This window comes from Sphaerisporangium sp. NPDC004334 (assembly GCF_053602655.1).
Genome location: NZ_JBSGDZ010000027.1, coordinates 22,289 through 45,489 on the forward strand (window position 1 = coordinate 22,289; position 23,201 = coordinate 45,489).

A 23,201-nucleotide genomic window follows, 5' to 3' on the forward strand; every position below is an offset into this window, starting at 1 on the left:
TTCACGGGCCCGCACGGCGGGTCCGGCGCGGGCGGGCTCCGCGGCGACCGCCGCCCGCCCTTCGGATGTCACCTGCGCACCCGGGCGACGGCGTAATTTGAGATATGGACCGTGACCGGCCACTAGGGGCCTTCCTCCGGGCCCGCAGAGAGTTCACGACTCCTGAGCAGGCGGGAATCGCGCCCGGCCCGAACCGCCGCAGGACGCCGGGGCTGCGGCGTGAGGAGGTGGCGATGCTGGCCGGCGTCAGCATCGACTACTACATCCGGCTGGAGCAGGGCCGCGAGCGCCGTCCCTCGGAGCAGGTGCTGGACGCTCTGGCGCAGGTCCTGCGACTGGACGCCGAGGCCACCGAGCACCTGCACGAGCTGGCCCGCCCGCGCGTGCACCGGCGCGAGGTCCCCGGCCGCGCCGACACGGTCGACCCCAACGTGATACGCCTGATGAACGGCTGGGACCGCGTCGCCGCCTACGTGGTCAACCCCCGCCTGGACGTGCTGGCCAGGAACGCGGTGGCCAGTGCCCTGTACGAGGGCCTCGACCACAACGACAACCTGCTGCGGCTGGCCCTGCTCAATCCCCGGGCGCGGGAGTTCTATCTGGACTGGGAGATGGACACCCGCTACAAGGTGGCCCACCTGCGCGCCGCGTCCGGCGCCGACCAGGACGACCCGTACCTCAACGAGCTGGTGGAGGAGCTGTCACGGGCCAGCCGGGAGTTCCGCCGGCTGTGGGACCGCCACGACGTGCGCAGCCGCATCCGCGCTCCCGTGCGCTTCCATCACGCGGTGGTCGGCGAGGTGATCACCACCATGGAGGTGCTGAGCGTCGACAGCGCTCCGGGGCAGAAGCTCGTCGCCTTCCAGGCCGATCCGGGCAGTCCTTCCGAGTGCAAGCTGGCAGAGCTCGGCCGCATGGGACGGGAGGCGGCCGGCCGCCGCGGCGAGGGCCCGTCCGGACGCGAGCGGGGCGGGGCGTCCCGGCCCGCCGTCTCACCCGAGGCCGGCGACGCGGCGGGCCGGGTGCGGTGCCACCCGGACGCGCCCTCCGGCAAGCAGGGACGGTGACCCTCGCTGCGCGGCGCGGGGATCGCCGGGCGGCGCGGGCGGTGGCGGGTCAGCCGAAGGCCGCCGGCGCCCCGCGTTGACGAAGGCGTACTCCGGAATACAGCGCGCCTGCCGGGCCATCGTGCCGGGGATGCGTCGGAGGCACGCGGGAGGCGTTGTGCGGTGATCATGCGCCACCGGTCAGGTAGGTGCGGCCCGGCCTGGCGGAAGATCGGGTGTCCGGCGGGGGGCTTTCCATTCGGGTGCTCGTCATGCCCCGGACCCGCCAGGCGTAGCGTTGCCCAGGTGAGCCCGCCCGCCTGCGGCCTCGGACCGCGCGGCCGCGGGCCCTGGCCGTGACCGGCGAAGGGAGCATTCGATGACCGCCAAGACCTCCCACGTGACGGATGTGGCACGCGAGGCGCACCGGCTGATCGTGGACGTCGGGATGCCCTTCGAGGAGTTCAGGCTGAGATACGAGCGGGCGGTGCCCCCCTTCGACGCGCCGGTGTACGAGCGGCTCGTGGCGGAGGGGGCCGGCTGGCCCGCCGTGCGGGCCGCCGCCGACCGGAACGCGCCACACGGCTTCGTGATCTTCTGGAGCCTCGACAACGGGGCGCTCCTGCGGGGTTCGGGCGAGTGGTGGCGCAGCGTGCAGTACCTCATGGGCAACGCGGCCATCGCCGAGAGGATGTTCCGCCATGATCCGGCGGTGATGCTCTACGCGCCGCTGCGCACCACGATCTACGAGTACCCCGCCGGGGTGACCCGCTTCGCGATCGAGCAGCCGAGCGCGCAGTTCGCTCAGTTCGGGCATCCGGAGATCACCGCGGTCGGCGCCGAACTGGACGAAAAGCTCGCGCGTCTGCTCCGCCACCTCCGCGTCCCGGTGCCCGACCGTCTCCTGCACGACGCCCGCCCCTGACACCCAAGGCGCCCCTGCCCCTGCCGGTCGCCTGCTCCCGGCCGAGTGGCGGCGGGAGGGATAAGGCAGAAAGCGGGAAGCGGAGGCACAAATCTTCCGCTTACTCGTGAGTAATGTCAATTATCGACATTTGTCAGAAAGCTCCTTACTGTGCACCCGTTGGCACCCCCCACCGAGGAGCACGCATGAGACCCCCCGGACGCCGATCAGTCCCCGCCGCCAACCGCCTGCTGGCCGCCGCCCTGCTGGCCCTGGGTTCCCTGCTGGCGCTCACCGCCGCCCCGGCGAGCGCCGCCCCGCCGGGCGCCCCGGCCGAGCCCGCCCTGGCCGCCGCGTTCGCCCGCGCCGCCGCCGCCCACGACGTCCCCCGCGACCTGCTGGTCGCCCTGGCCTACGCCGAGACCCACCTGGACGGGCACGCGGGCAAGCCCAGCGCCAGCGGCGGCTACGGCGTGATGCACCTGGTCAGCAACCCCACCACCCACACCCTGGAGCGGGCCGCCGAGCTCACCGGCCGTCCGGCGGCCGCACTGCGCTCCGACACCGCCGCCAACATCGACGGCGCCGCCGCGCTGCTGCGCTCCTACGCCGAGGAGGCCGGCCTGGACGAGACGGCCCGCAAGGACGCCGGCCGCTGGTACCCCACCGTGGCCAGGTACGGCAACGCCACCACCCCTGAGGTGGCCCGGCTGTACGCCGACACGGTGTACGAACTGCTCGGCCGGGGACTCCGCGCGGCCGGGGTGAGCATCGCCCCGCGCGAGGTCACCGCCGACCGCGGCGCTTACGCCCGCACCCTGGACCTCAACGCCCAGGCCGCCGCCGCGCCCGACTACCCGAGCGGCACCTGGGTGGCGGCCAGTTCCAGCAACTACACCGCCTCCAGCCGCCCGTCGGCCTACGCCATCGACCGGGTGGTCATCCACATCACCCAGGGCTCCTACGCCGGCACGATCTCCTGGTTCCAGAACCCAAGCGCCCAGGTGTCGGCGCACTACGTCGTGCGCTCCTCCGACGGCGCGGTCACCCAGATGGTGCGCGAGAAGGACATCGCCTGGCACGCCGGCAACTGGAGCTACAACACCCGCTCGATCGGCATCGAGCACGAGGGCTACGTCACCGACGCCTCCTGGTACACCGACGCGATGTACCGGGGCTCGGCGGCGCTGACCCGCTCCATCTGCGACAAGTACGGCATCCCGAAGGACCGGGCGCACATCATCGGCCACTCGGAGGTGCCCGGAGCCACCCACACCGACCCCGGCCCGTACTGGGACTGGAACAAGTACATGGGATACGTCACCGGAGGCGCCACCACCTGGTCGGCCACCGTGGACAACGCCACCGCCGGCGCGTTCACCGCCAGCGCCAACTGGGGCGTGTCGACCTACTCCTCCCAGCGTTACGGCGCCGACTACCGCTACGCCGGCCCGCTGTCGGCCAGTGACCCGGCCTGGTACCAGGCGAGCATCCCCAGCGCCGGGACCTACCGGGTGGAGGTCTGGTATCCCGCGGACCCCGGTTACAACAGTTCCGCGCCATACATCGTCGCCGCCTCCGGCGGCAACCAGACGGTGTACGTCGACCAGCGCTCCGGCGGCGGCGGGTGGCGCTCGATCGGCACCTTCTCCCTCAACGCGGGCACCTACAACGTGGTCGCGGTGAGCCGCTGGACCGGCGGCACCGGCTACGTCGTCGCCGACGCGGTGCGCATCAGCCGCTGACCACCCGCGGTCCTGGACCGCCGCCGACGGCCGCGGCCTGTCGCGACTCCCCGGCAACGACCGCGACCGGCGACGACCCGCGACCGGCGACCGGCGACAACCGCGACTGCCCGGCACGTGCCTGCCCCTGCCCGCCCGGGCCCCGCCCGCTCCGCCGGTCCGGAGCGGGCGGCGGGTCATCACAGCTCGGCGCGGTAGGCCTCCAGCCGGTCGGCCAGTTCCTCCGGCCGGCTGAGGGCGATGCCGTGGCCGCCGTCGATCTCGTCGGGGACGATGCCGAGGCGCTCGCCGACGACCCGGCGCATGAACTCCGCCGGGAAGAAGCGGTCGTCGCGGCACAGCAGGAAACGGGTCGGCACCGCCGGCCACGCGCGCAGCGGCCAGGGTTCCAGGAACGGCGTGGCCGACTGCGCGCGGCGCCGGGCGAGCGCCCGCGCCGCCAGCTCGGGCGGCACGTCGTGCAGGAACAGGGCGATGTCGTCATCGGGCGCCCTGCCGTCGCGTTCGTCCTGTTCGCGCCTGGCCTGCTCCCAGCCGGTGGCGGCCCACCACCGCCCCGGCGTCTCCCCCGGCGCGGGGATCATCGCCGTCACCAGCACCAGCAGGTCGACCGGCACCCGCTCGCACACCAGGGCCGCGGTGAACCCGCCCAGGGACTGCGCGACCACTACCAGGCCGGTGCGTGCGCCGATGGCGTCGACCACCGTGTCGGCGTACTGGTCCAGTCCGGCCGAATCGTCGTCGCAGGGCAGGTCGGGGGCGATCACGTCGTGGCCGCGCGCACGCAGCTCCGCCGTCACCAGATGCCAGTACCAGGAGCCGGACCCGGCACCCGGGATCAGCACATACGTCGTCATACCGCCCCGTCCCTGTGACCGCCGTCCCTGTGACCGCCGTCCCTGTGACCGCCGTCCCTGTGACCGGTCGCGGCCCTCACCGCCGGCCCCGGCGCTCGGAGTCCCGCGTGCCGGTGCCAGCCGGCAGCCGGGTCTGGAAGTCCAGCACCCCGGCCCAGTTCTCGATCGTCATCCGTGCCCTCTCATCGTTGGCCGCGCGTGCCGCGACCGTCCGGTGTTGAGACGGCACGGCGCCCGCGAAGGAATCGCCCCCGGGTGACGGCGTGCAGGCCGCGGGGTGAGATGCACAGAACAGAGGGCTGCGGGTTCGGGAGCGGGATGCAGAGAGCAGAGGCGGGGGTCAGGGCAGCGTAGGTGGGAGATGGAAGGCAGGGAACAGGCGCGCCTCGAAGACGGTGATCTCGGCGATCATCCCGTCCTCGACCCGCAGCACGTTGAGCGCCTGAGCGCGGTACTCCCCGGCTCCCACCGGCCGGGCGTACACCGCCACCGCGGGCTGCCGGTTCGCCCGGGCCGGCAGGCCGCGCCACCGCGCCCCACGCAGCGGCGAGCCGAGCCCGAAGGCGTCGGCGGCGAAGCGGGCCACCGCCGCGCGGCCGTGGAACCAGAACGGCAGTGGAGGCATCGTCATCCGCACGTCCTCACTGAGCAGCCGCGCGAACGCTGCGCTGTCGCCGCGTTCGTGGGCGTCCATGAAGCGCCGCAGCAGCGCCCGCTCCTGCGCGGTCGCCGGCGCCGACGGCGCCCACTGCTCTCGCCGCCGGGGAAGGTGGGCCCGCACGACCGGCCGCGCCCGCTGCAGGGCGCTCTTCACCGAGGCGACGCTCGTCTCCAGCGCCGCGGCGGTCTCACCGGCCGGCCAGCCGAGCACGTCCCGCAGGATCAGCACCGCGCGCTGGCGGGGCGGCAGGTGCTGGATGGCGACCAGGAAGGCCAGCTCCACGCTCTCCCTGCCGAACGCGGCGGCCTCCGGGCCCGTCTCCCCGGAGGCCACCGGCTCCAGCAGCCGGTCCGGATAAGGCTGCAGCCAGCGGATCCCGGCCGGTGGCGTCCGGGGCGTCTCGCCGTCCTCCCCGTCCTCCCCGGTCTGCCCGGTCTGCCCGGCGGCTCGCGGGAGGGGACGGCGCGGGTGCCGCTCCAGGAAGTCCAGGCAGGCGTTGGTGGCGATGCGGTAGAGCCAGGCGCGGACGCTGGAGCGGCCCTGGAAGCCCTCGCGGGAGCGCCAGGCCCGCAGGAACGTCTCCTGCACCAGGTCTTCGGACTCCTCCAACGAGCCGAGCATGCGGTAGCAGTGCGCCTGCAGCTCGCGCCGGTGCCGCTCGGTCAGAGCGCCGAACGCCGCCTCGTCGCCCCCCTGGACCGCGTCGACGGCCGCCGCCCGCTCCGCCCGGCGCGCCGCCTCCGGCCCCTCCCCTTCGCCCCGCGGCCCGGCAGGGCCCGTGCGCGCGCCGGCGCCCGTCCCGGCCGGGGGATTCCCGCCGGCCGGCGGGACGGCGTCGGCGAGGTAGCGGTGCAGGGAGGTCTTGGGGATGCCCGTCTCGGCCGCGATCCGGGCCAGGGAGTCGCCCTGGGCCTTCAGCCGCCGGGCCTGCTCGATCTTGCCGGCCGGGTGGGCGACGGGCCGGCCGACGCGCCGCCCGGCCGATCCGGCGGCGGCGCGGGCGTGGGCGGCGCGCTCGGCGGCGAAGGTGCGGTCCATGTCGGCCAGCAGTGCGAGCAGCAGGCGGACGGTGCGGCCCTCGCCCTCGCCGGCGGTGTCGACGGGCAGCGGGCCGGCCAGCGTCCGCACCCCGATGCCGCGCTCGGACAGCTCCCCCACCAGGGTCAGCACCTCGCGCAGGTTGCGGCCGATGCGGTCCAGGGTGTGCACGACGATCGTGTCACCGGAGCGCGCCCCGGCCAGCAACCGCTCCAGACCGTCACGCGCCCCGGCGCCGCCGGTCCGCCCGCCGGTCCCGCCGTCGGTGTGGACGCGTTCGGCCGGGATGCCCGCGGCGCGCAGCGCCTGAAGCTGCCGCTCCAGGGATCGCCTGGTCGCGGACGCGCGCGCGTAGCCGTACTCGACCCGGCCCCCGGAGTGCGCGGCACCGCTTCCCATGAGGCGAGCGTACCGAAATCCATCCCCGCACGCCGTTCTGGAACAGGCATGCCGGAACGGACGTTCGACGGGAACGCCGACCGCTCGGCGGCCCCCGGCCGGCAGCGCCGGAGCGCCGCAGGTACGCTCGCCATCTCGTCACCTCTGCGTGGAATGGCCGCTGGTCGGGCGAGATCAGGTGGCGGGCTCGCCGAACCAGCGGGAGAGGTGATCGTCCAGGTCCCGCTGATCATCGCCGACCCAGGCGACATGGCCGTCGGGGCGTAGCAGGACGCACGGAGCATCCAGTGCCGCGGTCGGGTCGGCGAGGTGGTCGACCCGGTCCGACCAGCCGCCGACGCTCAGGCGCTCGGTGCGGTCCAGCAGCAGCCCGCGGCCGCGGTGCAGCAGATCGTAGAGGTGGCCCTGTTTCACCTCGATGTCGCGCAGGCGGCGGCCGAGCAGGTCGGGGCCCTCGCCGAAGTCGTAGCGGACGCCGATCGCGGTGATCTTCTCGATCAGGTGGCGGTTCACCTCGTCGAAGTCCATCAGCTCGGTGAGCAGCCTGCGCACGGCCTGCGCGCCCGGTTCGGTGGAATGCAGTTCCATCTGGGCGCGGGTGTTGTCCAGCACGTCCTCGGCGACCGGATGGCGTTCGGCGTGGTAGGTGTCCAGCAGTGTTTCCGGCGCCCAGCCGCGGATCTGTGCGGCCAGTTTCCAGCCGAGGTTGACCGCGTCCTGAACGCCCAGGTTGAGGCCTTGCCCGCCGGTGGGGGGATGGATGTGCGCCGCGTCACCGGCCAGCAGCACCCGCCCGACCCGATAACGTTCGGCCAGCCGGGTGGCATCCCCGAAGCGGGACAACCAGCGCGGAGAGTGCACGCCGAAATCGGTTCCGGCGATGGCGCGCAGCTGTCGCCTGAAATCCTCGAGAGTGGGCGGTTCCGTGCGATCGGCGACGCCCGCGGCGGGGACGACGACGCTGTAGAACCCTTCGCCGAAGGGCCTGAGCCAGAACCGCTGATGGGTCCGGCTGATCTCGGCCACCTTGGCGGTGATCTCCTCTGGCGGCACGCCCACTCGCATCTCGCCCATCAGCGTCTCGGTGCGCGAGGGCTCGCCGGGGAAGCCGACGCCGAGCCGCTTGCGCACCGTACTGCGCGCGCCGTCACAGCCGACGAGGTAGCGCGCACGCAGCTGTTCCCCGCCGGCCAGCTCGACGGTCACGCCCTGGTCGTCCTGCGCGAAATCGGCCACCGCACAGCCGCGCCGGACCTGCGCGCCCAGCTCGATCGCGTGTTCTTCGAGCAGGTGGTTGATGACCGGCTGCGGGATGCCCAGCAGGTAGGCGTGCGCGGAATCCAGGCCCTTGGGCGCGGGCTTGTTGATGGCGGCGAAGAATCCCGCGGCGGGACGCTGTCTGCTGTGCGGGCGAATGCGCTCCAGCAGTCCGCGCATCGCCATCAGCTCGATGCTGCGGATATGCAGACCGACGATGCGGACGAACGAGACCGGTTCGGTGTCCTTCTCCAGAACCAGGACCCGCACGTCGTGCAGCCGCAGTTCGGCGGCCAGCATCGCGCCGGTCGGCCCGCAGCCGGCGATGATCACGTCGAACATCAGGGGCGCGCGATCGGCGCCGGAGGCCGGTGACCAGGAAACCGCGGGGACCTCGCCCGTGGGCGAGCCGCGCTCGGCGCTGTGGTTCGACGGCGGTTCGGCGGTGGACTGAGAAGAGCTCATGGTGTTGCCTTTCGGGAGTGCCTTGTCGGCGAGGCGCTCCCGGCGACACCTACCTCGATCGCCCGGCCGTGACGGGAAGGGGGAGCACCCACATTGATACGGCGTTCATGGGGCTCACCTCCTTGGGCGGTGTCACGGTCGAGTGCAAGCTACAAGCCCGGGCGTCATCGCGTCCAATCGTTTTCCCGGCCCGGTGGTCACGGCGCCGAAAGGGGGGCCGCGCGGTCGCGTGGCAGAATCCGGGGTGGCGGCCCGGCCGGTACCGGCAACGGTCGACGGTTCGACTCTGACCGCCCCGGAGGCGGCCGGATCTTCGATGCCCGCCGCCGCCCGGCGTGGGCGAAGGCAAGACGGCTGCGGCTGCGGCTGCGGCTGCGGCTGCGAAGAAGTGGGCCGTCCGCGGCGGACGTCAATGAAGGAAAGGGGAGTGCCCGCACCTTTCCACTCTCAACGTATAGCGCACCGGGGGGCTTGCGGCAAGACCCCGGGCATGCCGCACAATGGCGGGCCGAAGCCGGAACCTGCGGAAACGGGGAGTCGCGTAGTGGGGGTGTCGTTGTCGACGCATGGGTTCGCCGGGGGGACGTCGAGCCGCCGGTGGCATTCGCGGCGCGGTCGCGGGAGTTGGGCGCGCGGGTGCGGGTGTGCGCGCCGCCGTGGAAGGACATGAGCCGGCGGCCGCCACGGGGCTCGGCGCCAGGCTGAGCGCCGTCCGCCATGGCCGCCCCTTGAGGTCACATCGGCCCGTACGCCGCGCCGCGCAATGGTCGCCCGGCGACCTTCAGATCGGAGCTTCACCGTGAACCCTTTGACCACCAGCGCGTTCGACCTTCCCGGCCACCTCGCGGCCAAGGCCGACCCGGCGCTGATCGCCCGCGACGAGCGGCACTTCGCGGACATCGCCCGCACCCTTGAGCAGTCGATCGCCGAGCTGTCCGAACGCCTCGACACCGAGCGCAGGTCCCCCGGCGGCCTCGGCCGGCAGGCGCTGGACCGCGACCTGGAGATTCACCGGCTGACCGCGCGCCTGCGCGCGCTGCGCCGCTTCGGCCTGGACCTGTGCCTTGGGCACATCGTCGGCGCCGACGACCCCGAGCCGGTGTACATCGGACGGCTCGGGCTCACCGACCGCGAGGGCCGCCGGCTGCTGCTGGACTGGCGCTCCCCCGCGGCCGAGCCGTTCTTCGGAGCGACCCACGCCAACCCCATGGGTCTGGCCAGCCGCCGACGATACCGCTGGACCCGCGGCCGCATCAGCGACTACTGGGACGAGGTGTTCACCTCCGAGGGGTTCGACGGGCACGCCGCGCTCGACGACCAGTCCGCCTTCATCGCCAGCCTGGGCGCCGACCGGTCGGCGCGCATGCGCGACGTGCTGGGCACCATCCAGGCCGACCAGGACGCCATCATCCGCGCCGGGTCCAGCGGCGCCCTGGTCGTCGACGGCGGCCCGGGAACCGGCAAGACCGTCGTCGCGCTGCACCGTTCGGCCTACCTGCTCTACTCCGACCCCCGCCTGGGTCACCGCCGGGGCGGGGTGCTGTTCGTCGGCCCGCACCAGCCCTACCTGGCCTACGTCGCCGACGTCCTGCCCAGCCTCGGCGAGGAGGGCGTGCAGACCTGCACCCTGCGCGACCTGGTCGCCGAGGGGGCCGCGGCGGCGGCCGAGACCGATCCGCAGGTGGCCCTGATGAAGTCGTCGGCGCGGCTGCTGCAGGCGATCGAGCCGGCCGTCAGGTTCTACGAGAACCCGCCCGCCACGGGGATGACGGTCACCACCCCATGGTCGGACATCTGGCTGAGCGCCGAGGATTGGGCCGAGGCGTTCGAGGCGCCCGACCCCGGCACCCCGCACAACCAGGCGCGCGACCAGATCTGGGAGCACCTGCTCACCATCCTGATCGACAAACACCAGGAGGAGGCCCCGGCCGATCTGCTCCGCAGATCCCTCACCCGCGACAGGGAGCTGCTGACGGCCTTCAACCGCGCCTGGCCGCTGATCGAAGCGGCCGACCTGGTCGGAGACCTGTGGACGGTGCCCGCCTACCTGCGCAAATGCGCTCCCTGGCTCAGCATCGAGGAGGTGCGGCGGCTCCAGCGCGACGACGCCCAGGCATGGACGGTGTCCGACCTTCCGCTCCTGGACGCGGCGCGGCAGCGGCTCGGCGACCCGGAGGCCTCACGGCGCAGGCGCCGGCATGAGGCCGCGGTCGCCGCCGAACGCGCGCGCATGGCGCAGGTCGTCGACAATCTGCTCGAAGCCGACGACGACGGCGAAGGCGCGGTGACGATGCTCCGCGGCCAGGACCTCCAAGACAGCCTGGTCGACCCGACGGCCCCGCCCGGCACCGACCCCGACCTGCTCGCCGGCCCGTTCGCGCACATCGTGGTGGACGAGGCGCAGGAACTCACCGACGCGGAGTGGCAGATGTTGCTGCTGCGCTGCCCTTCACGCAGCTTCACCATCGTCGGAGACCGCGCGCAGGCCAGGCACGGGTTCACCGAGTCCTGGCAGGAGCGGCTGCGGCGCATCGGCCTGGACCGGATCACCCTGGCCTCGCTGAGCGTGAACTACCGCACGCCGGAGGAGGTCATGGCGCAGGCCGAGCCGGTGATCCGGGCGGTGCTCCCGGACGCCAACGTGCCGGTCTCCATCCGCGGCAGTGGTGTCCCCGTCGTGCACGGGTCCGCCCGCGACCTGGAGTCCATCCTCGGTGCCTGGCTCGCCGCGCACGCCGAAGGCATCGCCTGCGTGATCGGCGATCCCACTTTCCAGGCCACGGGCCGCGTCCGCTCGCTGACCCCGGAACTGGCCAAGGGGCTGGAGTTCGACCTGGTCGTCCTCATCGATCCAGAGAACTTCGGCGATGGCGTCCAAGGGGCGGTCGACCGCTATGTCGCGATGACCCGCGCGACCCGGCAACTGGTCATCCTCACCCACCCCTGACGCCGGCCACACCTCGACCGCCGGTGCGGGACGCCGTCAGCGGGCGGACGGTCCGCGGCGCGGCGGTCGGCGCCCGCGGCGGGCCGCCTCGGCGGTGCCACCGGGCACCGCGGGCCTGCCGGGGCTGCCGGTCCTGGCGGCGCCTTCGGGGGCGGCGGTGGCCGGCCAGTGCGCGGGGCGGGCGAGCGGGGACGGCAGCCGGGTGGCGCCGTCACCCCTGGCGGCGTTGAGCTGGGGCCGGGTGAGGAACAGGCAGCCGGTCAGGTCGGCGCCGCCGAGATCGGCACCCCGCAGATCGGCGCCGATCAGGTCGGCCAGCCGCAGATCGGCCCCGCGCAGATCGGCGCCGATGAGGTAGGCCCCGCGCAGGTCGGCCGCCCGCAGGTCGGCCCCGCGCAAAGACGCGCCGATCAGGTCGGCCCCCCGGCGGTCCTTGCCGCGGCGGCCGGCGCTCGCGCGCACCAGTTCGCTCGCGCGGGCCAGCAGCGGGCGGATCTTCTGGCGCCGCTCCTCCACGTCCAGCTCCGCCAGGGTCTCGGCGGGCCGGGCCGTGAGCCTTTCGAGGTCGGCAAGGGCCAGGCGGACCTCGTCGTGCACGGGGACGGCCCGGGGATGTCCCAGCGCCTGGGTGAGGTACCACATCAGCTCGTGGAGCCGCTGCATGACCGGGAAGACCGCGAACATCCGCTCGGCGTCGCCCGGGTCGGCCCGCCAGTCACGTCCGGCGAAGGTGAGCTGGGAGACCTTCTGCCCGGCGCCGAAGCAGTCATAGGCGACGCAGCCCGGGTAGCCGCTGTCGGCGAGCCGGTCGTGGATGCCGCACCCGAAGTCCGGCCGCAGGTTGGCGCACGGCCGGCCCGCCTGCTTGCCGGCCGCGAAGTCCGCCGACGCCGAGAAGGGCAGCGCGACGCAGCACAGTCCGAAACAGCTGCCGCAGTCGCCCTGGAGCAGGGCGAGCGGGCCGCCGTCCAGCACTGGGCGGGGGGTGTGTTGCCGTCTGTCGGACACCGTGCGTGTTCTCCTCGTGCGCCGCCGTCGCCGCCTTCCGGTACGGCGCTCCCAGGGTACGTCGAACCCGTCCCCGCACCGTCGAGCGCGGTCCCCGCGCGGCCAATCCCGCGCGGCCGGTCAGTGCAGGGGCCGATGTGGTCAGTGGCCGGTGTGGTCAGTGGCCGGGGGTCAGGGCGGTCAGGTCCAGGCCGCTCAGGCGGTCGGGGTCGGCCAGGATGTCGATGGCGGCGATCCGCCCGCCGGAGACGGTGAAGCTCAGCACCGACGCCGGGCGTCCCTGGACGACGCTGACGACCCCGGCCGTGCCGTTGACCACGGCGGGCAGGATGGTGGCCGTGCCGCCCGACAGCCGGTGGAAGGTGAGCGCCTGCCCGGCGACCGCCTCGGCGCCGCGGACGACGCGCAGTCCGCCGGAGGCCGCGCCGGCGTCGGCGCGCAGCACCACGTCGGGGTCAAGGGTGGACAGCAGCGTGGCGAAGTCGCCCTCGTGCGCGGCCGCCAGGAATGCCTCCACCAGCTTGCGCCGGCGCACCGGGTCGTGGTCGGGGACGGGGGTGGCCCCCTGAACCCGGCGGCGGGCGCGGCTGGCAAGCTGCCGGGTGGCCGCCGGCGAGCGGCCCACGATCTCGGCGATCTCCTCGAACGGCACGGCGAACATGTCGTGCAACACGAACGCCAGCCGCTCGGCCGGTCCGAGCGATTCGAGCACCACCAGCAGGGCCAGCCCGACCGCGTCGGCCACCATGACCTGCTGCTCGGGGTCCATGCCATCGGCCGCCGGGGCGACCACCGGGTCGGGCAGGCGCTCCTCCAGCGGATCCTCACGCCGCGAGGTGCGCGAGCGCAGCATGTCCAGGCACACCCGGCCGACGACCGTGGTCAGCCAGCCGCCCAGGTTCTCCACCTCGTCGCCGCCCGAGCGGGCCAGCCGCAGCCAGGCCTCCTGCACCGCGTCGTCGGCCTCGCTCAGGGAGCCCAGCATCCGGTAGGCCACCGCCTTCAGGTGGGCGCGGTGCCCCTCGAACCTGCTCGCCAGCCACTGGTCCTGCTCCATCGGTCACATCCTCTGGTCACGTCCGTCATGGCTATGACGAACCGGACCGCCCGGGTGTGACGCACCAGCGCGAACCGGTGACCGGCCCGCGCGCGGTCCCGGCGAGGGGCGGCGGCCACGGTGAAGCGGCCGCCGCGAACGCCCGCACGGGCCCGGACCGGGGACGTCGGATGCCGGTCGATCGCTCCCGGTCGATCGCTCCCGGTCGATCGCTCCCGGTCGATCGCTCCTGGTCGATGGCTCTCGGTCGAGCGGATGGCGGTCAGTCGGTGCCGGACTCCATCGCGGCGTGGTCGAGCAGTTCCTCGTCGCTGGGCACCTCGCCGCGCGAGGCGATCGCCTCGGCGCCGCCCTCGGACATCGAGCCGATCAGCTCGGTCGGGGCCGCCTGCGTGGCGCCGATCAACGTCGGGTGCTGGCTGCCGACCATGCCCAACTGGGCGTACTGCTCGAGCTTGGCGCGCGAGTCGGCGATGTCGAGGTTGCGCATGGTCAGCTGCCCGATGCGGTCGACCGGCCCGAACGCGGAGTCCTCGACCCGCTCCATGGACAGCTTGTCGGGGTGGTAGCTGAACGCCGGCCCGGAGGTGTGCAGAATGGAGTAGTCCTCGCCGCGCCGCAGCCGCAGGGTGACCTGGCCGGTGACGGCCATTCCCACCCAGCGCTGCAGCGACTCGCGCAGCATCAGCGACTGCGGGTCCAGCCAGCGGCCCTCGTACAGCAGCCGCCCCAGCCGCCGGCCTTCGGTGTGGTAGCTGGCGAGGGTGTCCTCGTTGTGGATCGCGTTGACCAGCCGCTCGTAGGCCGCGTGCAGCAGCGCCATGCCCGGCGCCTCGTAGATGCCCCGGCTCTTGGCCTCGATCACCCGGTTCTCGATCTGGTCGGACATGCCCAGGCCGTGCCGGCCGCCGATGGCGTTGGCCTCCAGCACCAGGTCGACGGCGGAGGCGAACTCCTTGCCGTTGATCGTCACCGGCCGGCCCTGCTCGAAACCGATGGTGACGTCCTCGGCGGCGATGTCGACGGCGGGGTCCCAGAACCGCACGCCCATGATCGGGTCGACGATCTCGATGCCGGCGTCCAGGTGCTCCAGGGCCTTGGCCTCGTGGGTGGCGCCCCAGATGTTGGCGTCGGTGGAGTAGGCCTTCTCCGTGCTGTCCCGATAGGGCAGGCCACGGGCCAGCAGCCACTCCGACATCTCTTTGCGGCCGCCGAGCTCGCTGACGAAGTCGGCGTCCAGCCACGGCTTGTAGATGCGCAGTGAGGGGTTGGTGAGCAGGCCGTAGCGGTAGAACCGCTCGATGTCGTTGCCCTTGAACGTGGAGCCGTCGCCCCAGATCTGCACGTCGTCCTCGAGCATCGCGCGCACCAGCAGGGTGCCGGTGACGGCGCGCCCCAGCGGGGTGGTGTTGAAGTAAGTGCGGCCACCGGTGCGGACGTGGAAGGCCCCGCAGGACAGGGCGGCGAGCCCTTCCTCCACCAGGGCCGCCCGGCAGTCGACCAGGCGGGCGATCTCGGCGCCGAACGCCGTGGCGCGCCCGGGCACCGAGGCGATGTCGGGCTCGTCGTACTGGCCGATGTCAGCGGTGTAGGTGCAGGGAACCGCACCCTTCTCGCGCATCCACGCGACCGCTACGGAGGTGTCGAGGCCGCCGGAGAAGGCGATCCCGACACGTTCGCCGACAGGAAGGGAGGTGAGAACCTTGGACACGAGCAGAAGTATATACACACCAATGCATGAACATGCAAAGCCTTCGGCCCTCGGTTGGGTGTCGGGGCGGTCGAACTCCCGGCCGATGAGCTTCAGGCAGAGGAATGCACGCCTAGTTCGTCAGGGCAACTTGACGTCAGGGTGACTTGACGCGAGACTCGTGGGCATGTCGACTCCTGACGACCTTGAACGCCATTTCACGCTGCTGACCGCGGTCGCCCGCTATGAGGCGTTGAGGACGCGCGATGCCCTCGCGGCCGCGGATGACGACGACGGTGTGACCGACGCGGTGCCGCTGACAGGTGAGGAGGCCCTGGAGATGCTCGCGCTGAGCGAGGTGATCGCACGCAAGGCCGTCTACGGCCGCCAACTGTCGGTCCGCTCCGCACGCCGGGCCAGGGCATCGTGGGCACAGATCGGCGCCGCGCTGGGCACCAGCAAGCAGGCGGCCTGGGAGACCCATAACCGGTGGATCGATGAGCAGGCCAAGCGAGAAGACAGCCCGGGTCATTGGGGCTGGGACGACGACGACGTCGCGGCCGCACGAGCCCTGGCGGGTGAGCCGCACGAGAGGGACCAGGCATGACCGTTCACCGCCCGGCGTCCTCGGGATACCAGCGCAGCTCGACGGTGTCGCCGTCGGGGTCCCGCACGTAGATCGCCTGCGCGTCTCCGCGCGCGCCGAACCGGCCCCTCCAGCACGGTGAGAACCCCGGATTCGATCACCTGCCGCCAGTCCACCGGATCCACGACAAGGCAGATGTGGTCCACTGACCAGCGCCAGAGGCACGTCTTGGCCTTCATTCCCTGTTTCGCCCTTCACCGAGACGTCGCCGAGCCCACGGCTATGGCGAGGGCGTCCCGCTCACCGGCGGCGTCGAAGGGCGCACGTGCTCGGGGCCGGCTCTTTCCGCCCGGCACCGGCGACGGTGACCTCGACAGGGCCCTGCGGCACCGTGGCGGCCGCCGTGCACACGATCTGCTCCACGGCCAGGTGGGACAGTTCGCCGGCCGGAGTGGACAAGGTCACCACCAGGCGGCCGGCCGGTTCGGCGGTCACCGAGAACGGGCCGGCCTGCGGCGGGACGTCGCTGGTCAGTCCGTGCGCCTGTTCCCGCGCGGTCGGCCCGGCCGCCAGCAGCGCGAGGGTGTCGGCCTGGGACAGCGGGCCGCCGGGCCGCGTCACCGCGCTGACCCGGCCGTTCCTCACCAGGTAGAGGGTGACCGCCGTGATCGGTTCGACGGCTCCGCTCGGCGGGTCGCCGGCGGGGATGACGTCGCTGGGTTGCACGCCGCACCCGGCCACGGCGACCAGCGACACCAGGCCCGCGGCGAGCACGCGGCGCGTGGGCCCGGCCCTCACTCGGGGCCCCGGTGGGAGTCGGGCACCCGGTCGGAGTCGGGCGCCGGGTCGGGCGCCCGGCGTGGCAGACGCACCGTGAACACCGCGCCGCCGTCGGCGGCGTTGACCACGGTGAGGTCGCCCCGGTGCAGGCGCGCGTTCTCCCGCGCGATGGCAAGGCCCAGACCGCTGCCCTCAGACCTGGCCCTGGCCGCGCTGGCCTTGTAGAACCGGTCGAACACGTGCGGCAGCACCGCCTGGTCCAGCCCAGGCCCGTGGTCACGGACCTCCACGGCGATCCAGTGCGCATCGGCGGACAGCCGCAGAGACACCGGCGGCTCGCCGTGCCGCAGGGCGTTGCCGACCAGGTTGGCCAGGATGACGTCCACTCGGCGAGGGTCCAGCCGCGCCGTCACCCCGGACGGGAGCTCAGAGTGCACCGACTCCGACCAGCCCCGTACCCGCAGGGTGGCACGCACCAGCTCGGCCACGTCGACCTGGTTCAGCGCCAGGGCCGCCACACCGGAGTCGAACCTGCTGATCTCGATGAGGTCGTTGACCAGAGCGGTGAGGTTGAGCGTCTCCCGGCCGACCAGCCGGGCGGCCCTGCCCGCGGGCTCGGGCAGCCCGGCCGCCTCCTCCTCCAGAACGTCGGCGACCGCGGTGAGCGCGGCCAGCGGGGTGCGCAACTCATGCGACACATCGGCCACGAACCGGCGGGCGTCGGCCTCCATCTCGCGCAACTGCGTGACGTGCCGTTCCAACTCCGCGGCGGTGTCGTTGAACGTGCGCGCCACCTCGGCCAGCTCGTCGGAGCCGCGCACCGCGATCCTGGCCCGCAGCTCCCCCTCGCCCAGCAGGCGCGCCGCCCGGCCGAGCTCACGCACCGGGCGCAGCACGCCGCGGGTGGCCAGCAACGCCAGCACCACCGCGAACGCCAGGGTCGCCCCACCGGTGCGCCAAGCCCGCGCGGCGAGCTCGTCGATGCTGCGCTGTTCGGCGAGCAGGCTGCGCGCGGCGTAGACCTCGATGCCCGACGGCCGCGCCGGCCGGTCCGGCTCGACGATCAGCAACGGCGTGCCGATGAGCAGCACGGGCGCGCCCCGCCAGACCACGCGTTGCCAGGCGACGTCACCGCCGGCCACCGCCCGCCGCAGTGGTGGTGGAATCGCCCCCGGATCCAGGATCGGCGCGTTGCCCTCCGGCCTGCCCTCCGGCGGCGGGCCGGGCCGCGGCGCCCTCACCCCGGGGTCCGACAGCGGCGCGTCTCCCACCGGCCCCAGCCGCCCCGGCAGCGGCACGACCGGCGAGCGCACCTGGTGGTAGACGGCGACCGCGGAACTGTACTGGTCGGTCACCGCGCGGGCGATCTCGCCGAGCTCCGCCGGGCCGGGCGCCGGGTTCCGCAACGGGAACAGCGCCTGCAGGCGGCTCGTCATGACCTGCACCGCGGCATCCTGGGTCCGCTGGAGAATGTCGTTGCGGGCCTGGACGTAGATCCCGCCGGCCACCGCCGCCGCGGTCACCACACACAGCAGCGCGAAGGCGAACAGCAGCCGGGCACGCAGCCCCAGAGTCGGTCGAGGCGCCACCGGCGGCTCACACCGGCCCGAACCGGTACCCGAACCCACGCACCGTCTGCACGTAGACCGGCGCCGCCGAGTCATCCTCGATCTTCGCGCGCAACCGCTGCACGCACGCGTCCACCAGACGCGAGTCGCCGAAATACCCGTGCTCCCACACCGACTCCAGCAACTGCTGGCGGCTGTGCACCCGGCCCGGCGTGCCCGACAGCTCCAGCAGCAGGCGCAGTTCGGTCGGGGCGAGGCTGACCGGCACGCCGCGGCTGGTGACCACCAGCCCGGCCCGGTCGATGGTCAGCTCCCCGTGCCGCTCCAGCTCCGCCTGGTCGCGGCCCATCCGCCGCAGCACCGCGCGGATGCGCGCCTCCAGCACCCTGGGCTGCACCGGCTTGACCACATAGTCGTCCGCGCCCGCCTCCAGCCCCGCCACCACGTCCATATCGTCGCCGCGTGCGGTCAGCATGATGATCGGCACCTCCCCTGCGGCCCGGATGCGGCGGCAGACCTCGAACCCGTCCATGCCGGGCAGCATCAGATCGAGCACGACGGCGTCGGGAGGGTCGGTGCGCAGCCGGTCCAGCCCCTGCTCGCCGGACTCCACCGCCCGCACCCGGTGCCCGTGCCGGGTCAGGGCCAGTTCAAGGCCCTCCCGCACGGCCGGGTCATCCTCGATCAACAGCACTCGCGACACCCCGCCGAGTTTCACCGCACGCTCCGTAACTCGCCCGCCGGTCAACTCCATCCACTGTCGACCGGCCGTGTCCCCGCCTCGTCCGCGCCGTGTCATGGTCGTGTCACGGTCGCGCTGACGGCGGCCGCCGTCGACGAACCATGACATTCGGCGCACAACGCGGGCACATTCGGCGCCAATCGTAGTCGTCCATGAACCAACCACACACGATCCCCCCTCGGCCCCGGGACCGGCTGTTCGCCGTGGTCACGCTGGTGCTCGCCGCTCTGCTGCTGCCCGCGGCGTTCGCCCGCCGGCCCGGCCGCGCCCGCGAACTGGCCTGCCGCTGGGCGCTGAGAATGCGGTTCCCCGCCGAGGATCTCACCGGCCTCACCGACGGCGCCATGGCGGCGTTCACCGCGGCGCGCACCGAGGCGCTCTGGCGTCACGGCCAGATCATCGGCCTCACCTCCGGATACCGCGACCCCCTCGTCCAGCAACGGATGTTCGACGAACAGGTGCGCCGCTGCGGCTCCCACCCCTCGCCACGGACACTCGTGCTCCCACCGGCGCAATCCCCCCACGTCAAAGGCATCGCGCTGGACGTGCGCCCCCACGAAGGCGCGCGCTGGCTGGAGCGGCACGGCGCCCGCTACGACCTGTACCGCATCTACGACAACGAGTGGTGGCACTTCGAGCACCGCCCCGAACGCGGCGGCATTCCGCCCCGACGACGCCCCCACCCCGGCGCCGGCCCCGTCGACGACGACGAGCGGATATAGCCCCGGTGGCGCACCCTGAACCCGACGCCGGCGGCGTTCGAGGCCGCGGCCGAGCCGGTGCTACGCCACGCGGACGCGGTGCTGCTCATCGACGACTTCCAACGCATCCAGGACTCGGAGGGATGGCTGCGCTTGAGCGGTTTCTACCGCAGACGCCCATGAGAGCGCTGGTGGTGATCGCGGGGCGAACCCCGCCGGACATGCGATGGCGGCCGATCCGGGAGGGGCGCCCCGGCGCAGCCGATCATGGATGCTCCGGACCGTCCGGCCGGGAGGGCGCGGCGCGGTCGCCGGGGCTCACACCGCCGAGGGGGCCCGCGGAGTCGTCTCACGGGCGTGGCCGACCAGCGCCCTGGCGTACACGCGCGGCGGCGCCACAGGGCGCGCGGACGAAACGGGAGACGGCGCGGTCGCCGACCAGTCCCCCGGGCGGCCGTCAAGGTCGGGCCGGAAGGGATGCTCCAGCCGGGTGACCTCCAAAACGCGTTGCAGAATGCCCCGGACGCCCACCAGTCGCAGCGAACCACCCGCGCCTGCCGTCCGCTCGCTCGCCGCGATCATGGCCTCCAGTCCCGTCGAGTCACAGAAGCGCAGGTCAGTGACGTCCAGCGCCAGGTGCGCGTGTCCGCGGCCGATCAGATCCTTGGCGCTCGCGACCAGGATGTCCGCCGTGGCCAGGTCGAGTTCCCCCGCCAGCGCCAGGAGGACGACGGGTGGCCGGTAGGCGATGGACACCTCGAATTGTGCGGCCATCTGTGCCCTTTCATCCGATTCGGGATGTAGGTACGAACGCTACCCGTCCCAGGTCAACCGGCCGGTAACGTCGCCGACCCACCAACACCCCGGAATGGTCGAGAATCCCTCATCAACACCAGACCGCCGTCAAAAGTGCAAAGCCCACCAACTTGACAGCCCCACCTGCCCCACCCTTCAAGCGCCCTGGGCCCCCAGACCACCGCACCACCGCCCCGGACGCCCACCCGCACCGCACCACCGCCCCGGCCGCGCCACCCCGCAGACCACCCGGCACCCGGACCGCGCCATACCCCCCTACCCAGGGGCCCCGCACCGCGCGGCACCCCTGGGATCACGCGGCGCCCCGTCGCCGCACCACGGCCTCACCCAGCGGCCCGCACCGCCCCACCGTCCGGGTCACGCACCTCGCCACTCCGCGAATCACGCAGCACCCGCACCGCCAGCGCGGTCAACCACGCCATCCCGACCACCAGCGTCAGGCGCTGCAAGAGCCCGCCCACCGCCACCAGCCCGGGATCCTGCGCGAACGCCTTGGACGCCAGCACGAACCCCACCAAAAACACCACCGCCGACGCGGCACTGTAGACGGCGAACCACCGATGCCCCGACCTGGCGAACCGGTAACAGGCCACCAGAGCCGCCACCGGCAACCCCAGGAACACCGGAGTCCCGAACACACCGTGCAACGTCCCGTGGATCGTTGCCGCCGCCCCCTGCGGCACCGCCGGCGTCCCCGGCGGATATCCACTCCACGGATCGGTGGTGAACAGCGCCGAACCCACCAGACCTAACCCGGCCAGCGCGACCAGCAACGGCACCCATAGGCCGCCCCCGTAAAGCCGCATCGCCGGCCGCAGGGCGAACGCGAACACCAGCAACGACAGACCCACCATCAGGAAGTTCGCCACCTGGATCCACCCCAGTTCGCCGATGGCCAGCGAACTCACCGGATGCCGCAGCGCGCTGTATCCCGCAGGACGGAGCACCGACCCCTCCAGCAACCACACCGCCACGAACAGCGGCGGCCCGACCACTCCGAACGCCACCAGCTCCCGCCGCACCGCCCCACCGGAACGCCGCGCACTCGCACCGGACTCACCTAGAGCCATCCGTCGCTCCAATCGTCGGCCTGACCCGGAATTGCAACGTACGGCCAACGCGATCGAAGCGCCAGATGCTCGATCGACCTTCAACGGGAAAAGGGCGGTGGAACCGCCGGGGCGCGCGTTCAGGCGCTAGTGGAACTTCCCTTTTGCCCCGCCTCTGGCCTTCTCTCCAGCCTTGGCCGGTTTGCCAGAAATGGCGGAAATACCCGGAATACCAGGCCTATCGGGGTTGCGCGCGGAGCCCTTGCCTTTCGCGCCGCCGCCCTTTCCCCCCTCACCCTTCCCCTTACCGGCCCCCTTCCCCTTACCGGCCCCCTTCGCCTCACCGTGCCCCTTCGCCTCACCGTGCCCCTTCGCCTCACCGTGCTTCTTCGTCCGCCCGGCGCCGGACGGACCGTCCGGCCCCTTCTTGACCGACCGCACCCTCTCCGGCCGTCCCCCGCCCAAGAGGGACACCGCCTCCGGGCGCGCCGCCCCGCCCCGCGAGCCCGCACTCCCACGACCCCCCGGCGCACGACCGGCACCCTTCCCCGTCCGATCCGCAACCCGCTCGCCGCCGATGCCACGCTCCTCCGCGACAGGCTGGGACGGCGCCACCGTCACCCGCACCGCCTCCGGCGCCGCCATCCCCTGATCGACCGCAGGACGCAGATAGGCCAGCCCTCCGACGACCAGCCCGCCCAGCAACAACGTGGCACCCGCCGCGGCGAACAGGCGGCGCGGCGCCGGCAGGGAGACCACCTCCGGCGACAAGGCCCGGCCGGCCATCGCCATGGGCCGCGACAGACCCCCAGGACCGGACACCACACCCGTCCCCGACGTCGAGACCCGCACCGGACCCGCGCCCGCCTCCGGGATCGGCATCGGGGCCGACACGGCGGTCGGCACCCCCACCGGCTCCGTCGCACGACCGGACGCGACCTCGCCCAGCAGGCGGGCCACCTCAGGCGCCCGCATCCGGACCGCCGGGTCCTTCACCAGCAGCCCTTCGATCACCGGAGCCAGCTCCCCCGCGCTCTGGAACGGCGCCGCCTCCTGGTAGAGCACCGCGGCCAGCGTCGCCAGCATGTGCCCCCGCTGGAACGGCGATCTGCCCTCGACCGCGAAGTACAACGTCACACCGAGCGACCACAGGTCCGACGCCCGCTCGGCCCGCCCCCCGAGCGCGCGCTCCGGGGCGATGAACGCCGGCGTCCCCACCAGCGTCCCGGTCCTGGTCACCGGCGAGTCCTCCTCCAGCGTCGCGATGCCGAAGTCGGTCAGCACCGCGTTGCCGTCCGCCGTCACCAGCACGTTGTCCGGCTTGACGTCCCGATGCAGCACCCCCGCCTTGTGCGCGGCTGTCAGCGCCGCCAGCACCTGCAGGCCGATCTCGGCGACCCGCCGCGGCGGCAGCGCGCCGTCCTCACGGACGATCGCCCCGAGCGTCCGCGAGGGCACCAACTGCATCACGATCCACGGATGGCCGTCGTCCTCGAAGACGTCATAGACGGCCGCGACGCCCGGATGGCTCAGCCGCCCGGCCGCCCGCGCCTCGCGAAAGGTCCGCGTCGTGAAGATCTCCCGCTCCGGCTGGGTCAGCTCCGCCGAGCCGAGCAGCTCTTTGACCGCCACCTCGCGGAGCAGCAGCTCGTCCACGGCGCGCCACACGACTCCCATGCCCCCCTGCCCAAGGGGTTCCAGGAGCCGGTAACGTCCCGCGACCACACGTCCGGAGCTACAAGTATCGGCCATGAGCCCATCGCTACCCCAATAGGGCGCGCACACTCACCACAACATCACAACAGCCTCGCAACACTATTGATCACCGTGAACACCGCGACGCCCGCCCTCTCCCCGCAGGTCACGAATATTGATCGTTCCCGCT

The 23,201-nt window shown here is 72.9% G+C and carries 18 protein-coding genes; 6 read left to right on the top strand and 12 right to left on the bottom strand.

Going from position 1 to position 23,201, the window contains the following annotated elements; genetic code table 11:
- The first annotated feature begins 104 nt into the window (after nt 1–104).
- From ACWEN6_RS30575 to ACWEN6_RS30585, 3 genes are all read left to right on the top strand, one after another.
- Nucleotides 105–1,067 (top strand): helix-turn-helix transcriptional regulator, encoded by a 963-nt coding sequence (locus tag ACWEN6_RS30575; RefSeq protein WP_452575040.1) that lies wholly within the window; start codon nt 105–107, stop codon nt 1,065–1,067.
- Nucleotides 1,068–1,425: 358 nt separating this feature from the next.
- Nucleotides 1,426–1,971 carry a DUF302 domain-containing protein gene (locus ACWEN6_RS30580; RefSeq protein ID WP_452575042.1) on the top strand — a complete coding sequence of 182 codons (546 nt, stop codon included), beginning with the start codon at nt 1,426–1,428 and terminating at the stop codon, nt 1,969–1,971.
- Between the two features lie 185 nt (nt 1,972–2,156).
- Nucleotides 2,157–3,695 (top strand): golvesin C-terminal-like domain-containing protein, encoded by a 1,539-nt coding sequence (locus ACWEN6_RS30585; RefSeq protein WP_452575044.1) that lies wholly within the window; start codon nt 2,157–2,159, stop codon nt 3,693–3,695.
- Nucleotides 3,696–3,874: 179 nt separating this feature from the next.
- On the opposite strand, the gene ACWEN6_RS30590 is transcribed toward ACWEN6_RS30585, so the two are convergent.
- The 3 genes from ACWEN6_RS30590 to rox all read right to left on the bottom strand — a co-directional run bounded on the left by ACWEN6_RS30590 (nt 3,875) and on the right by rox (nt 8,249).
- Nucleotides 3,875–4,552, bottom strand: a complete 678-nt coding sequence (locus ACWEN6_RS30590; protein WP_452575046.1) for an alpha/beta hydrolase — start codon at nt 4,550–4,552, stop codon at nt 3,875–3,877.
- A 340-nt stretch (nt 4,553–4,892) separates the two neighbouring features.
- Nucleotides 4,893–6,650, bottom strand: coding sequence for an RNA polymerase subunit sigma-70 (locus ACWEN6_RS30595; RefSeq protein ID WP_452575048.1), 1,758 nt, complete (start codon nt 6,648–6,650; stop codon nt 4,893–4,895).
- A 174-nt stretch (nt 6,651–6,824) separates the two neighbouring features.
- Nucleotides 6,825–8,249, bottom strand: coding sequence for a rifampin monooxygenase (gene rox, locus ACWEN6_RS30600; protein WP_452575050.1), 1,425 nt, complete (start codon nt 8,247–8,249; stop codon nt 6,825–6,827).
- A gap of 922 nt (nt 8,250–9,171) precedes the next feature.
- Here rox and helR point away from each other — a divergent pair.
- A complete protein-coding gene (gene helR / locus ACWEN6_RS30605) occupies nt 9,172–11,319 on the top strand; it encodes an RNA polymerase recycling motor ATPase HelR (protein ID WP_452575051.1) in 2,148 nt (715 codons plus the stop codon).
- Between the two features lie 36 nt (nt 11,320–11,355).
- On the opposite strand, the gene ACWEN6_RS30610 is transcribed toward helR, so the two are convergent.
- The 3 genes from ACWEN6_RS30610 to argG all read right to left on the bottom strand — a co-directional run bounded on the left by ACWEN6_RS30610 (nt 11,356) and on the right by argG (nt 15,095).
- Nucleotides 11,356–12,327, bottom strand: a complete 972-nt coding sequence (locus tag ACWEN6_RS30610; protein WP_452575053.1) for a pentapeptide repeat-containing protein — start codon at nt 12,325–12,327, stop codon at nt 11,356–11,358.
- A gap of 157 nt (nt 12,328–12,484) precedes the next feature.
- Nucleotides 12,485–13,384 (bottom strand): RNA polymerase sigma factor SigJ, encoded by a 900-nt coding sequence (gene sigJ, locus ACWEN6_RS30615; RefSeq protein WP_452575055.1) that lies wholly within the window; start codon nt 13,382–13,384, stop codon nt 12,485–12,487.
- 262 nt (nt 13,385–13,646) lie between these two features.
- Nucleotides 13,647–15,095, bottom strand: a complete 1,449-nt coding sequence (gene argG, locus ACWEN6_RS30620; protein WP_452575057.1) for an argininosuccinate synthase — start codon at nt 15,093–15,095, stop codon at nt 13,647–13,649.
- A 166-nt stretch (nt 15,096–15,261) separates the two neighbouring features.
- On the opposite strand from argG, the gene ACWEN6_RS30625 reads away from it, so the two are divergent.
- Entirely contained in the window at nt 15,262–15,681 is a 420-nt protein-coding gene (locus tag ACWEN6_RS30625) for a hypothetical protein (RefSeq protein WP_452575059.1), read from the top strand.
- 279 nt (nt 15,682–15,960) lie between these two features.
- Here ACWEN6_RS30625 and ACWEN6_RS30630 read toward each other — a convergent pair whose 3' ends face one another.
- The 3 genes from ACWEN6_RS30630 to ACWEN6_RS30640 are packed head-to-tail and all read right to left on the bottom strand — an operon-like array spanning nt 15,961 to nt 18,711.
- On the bottom strand, nt 15,961–16,458 hold the full coding sequence (locus ACWEN6_RS30630; protein ID WP_452575061.1) for a hypothetical protein: 498 nt from the start codon (nt 16,456–16,458) through the stop codon (nt 15,961–15,963).
- Nucleotides 16,455–18,029 carry an ATP-binding protein gene (locus tag ACWEN6_RS30635; protein WP_452575063.1) on the bottom strand — a complete coding sequence of 525 codons (1,575 nt, stop codon included), beginning with the start codon at nt 18,027–18,029 and terminating at the stop codon, nt 16,455–16,457. Before ACWEN6_RS30635 ends, ACWEN6_RS30630 begins: the two co-directional genes overlap by 4 nt.
- A 7-nt stretch (nt 18,030–18,036) precedes the next feature.
- A complete protein-coding gene (locus ACWEN6_RS30640; RefSeq protein ID WP_452575064.1) occupies nt 18,037–18,711 on the bottom strand; it encodes a response regulator in 675 nt (224 codons plus the stop codon).
- Nucleotides 18,712–18,902: 191 nt separating this feature from the next.
- Here ACWEN6_RS30640 and vanY-N point away from each other — a divergent pair, with 191 nt between their 5' ends.
- The gene (gene vanY-N / locus ACWEN6_RS30645; protein ID WP_452575066.1) at nt 18,903–19,472 is read left to right on the top strand and encodes a D,D-peptidase/D,D-carboxypeptidase VanY-N; all 570 of its coding nucleotides are present in this window, start codon (nt 18,903–18,905) and stop codon (nt 19,470–19,472) included.
- A gap of 297 nt (nt 19,473–19,769) precedes the next feature.
- On the opposite strand, the gene ACWEN6_RS30650 is transcribed toward vanY-N, so the two are convergent.
- The 3 genes from ACWEN6_RS30650 to ACWEN6_RS30660 all read right to left on the bottom strand — a co-directional run bounded on the left by ACWEN6_RS30650 (nt 19,770) and on the right by ACWEN6_RS30660 (nt 23,068).
- Complete coding sequence (locus ACWEN6_RS30650; RefSeq protein ID WP_452575068.1) at nt 19,770–20,225, bottom strand: STAS domain-containing protein; 456 nt, start codon at nt 20,223–20,225, stop codon at nt 19,770–19,772.
- A gap of 365 nt (nt 20,226–20,590) precedes the next feature.
- On the bottom strand, nt 20,591–21,289 hold the full coding sequence (locus tag ACWEN6_RS30655; protein WP_452575070.1) for a DUF998 domain-containing protein: 699 nt from the start codon (nt 21,287–21,289) through the stop codon (nt 20,591–20,593).
- Between the two features lie 174 nt (nt 21,290–21,463).
- A complete protein-coding gene (locus ACWEN6_RS30660; RefSeq protein ID WP_452575072.1) occupies nt 21,464–23,068 on the bottom strand; it encodes a serine/threonine-protein kinase in 1,605 nt (534 codons plus the stop codon).
- Between the last annotated feature and the right edge of the window lie 133 nt (nt 23,069–23,201).

Bases quoted from the DNA above. Each gene is read 5' to 3' on its own strand.
- ACWEN6_RS30595 (WP_452575048.1), bottom strand. From the start codon at position 6,650: ATGGGAAGCGGTGCCGCGCACTCCGGGGGCCGGGTCGAGTACGGCTAC.
- ACWEN6_RS30590 (WP_452575046.1), bottom strand. From the start codon at position 4,552: ATGACGACGTATGTGCTGATCCCGGGTGCCGGGTCCGGCTCCTGGTAC.
- ACWEN6_RS30650 (WP_452575068.1), bottom strand. From the start codon at position 20,225: ATGGCCGCACAATTCGAGGTGTCCATCGCCTACCGGCCACCCGTCGTC.
- ACWEN6_RS30660 (WP_452575072.1), bottom strand. From the start codon at position 23,068: ATGGCCGATACTTGTAGCTCCGGACGTGTGGTCGCGGGACGTTACCGG.
- rox (WP_452575050.1), bottom strand. From the start codon at position 8,249: ATGTTCGACGTGATCATCGCCGGCTGCGGGCCGACCGGCGCGATGCTG.
- ACWEN6_RS30625 (WP_452575059.1), top strand. From the start codon at position 15,262: ATGTCGACTCCTGACGACCTTGAACGCCATTTCACGCTGCTGACCGCG.
- vanY-N (WP_452575066.1), top strand. From the start codon at position 18,903: ATGAACCAACCACACACGATCCCCCCTCGGCCCCGGGACCGGCTGTTC.
- ACWEN6_RS30585 (WP_452575044.1), top strand. From the start codon at position 2,157: ATGAGACCCCCCGGACGCCGATCAGTCCCCGCCGCCAACCGCCTGCTG.
- ACWEN6_RS30580 (WP_452575042.1), top strand. From the start codon at position 1,426: ATGACCGCCAAGACCTCCCACGTGACGGATGTGGCACGCGAGGCGCAC.
- ACWEN6_RS30575 (WP_452575040.1), top strand. From the start codon at position 105: ATGGACCGTGACCGGCCACTAGGGGCCTTCCTCCGGGCCCGCAGAGAG.
- sigJ (WP_452575055.1), bottom strand. From the start codon at position 13,384: ATGGAGCAGGACCAGTGGCTGGCGAGCAGGTTCGAGGGGCACCGCGCC.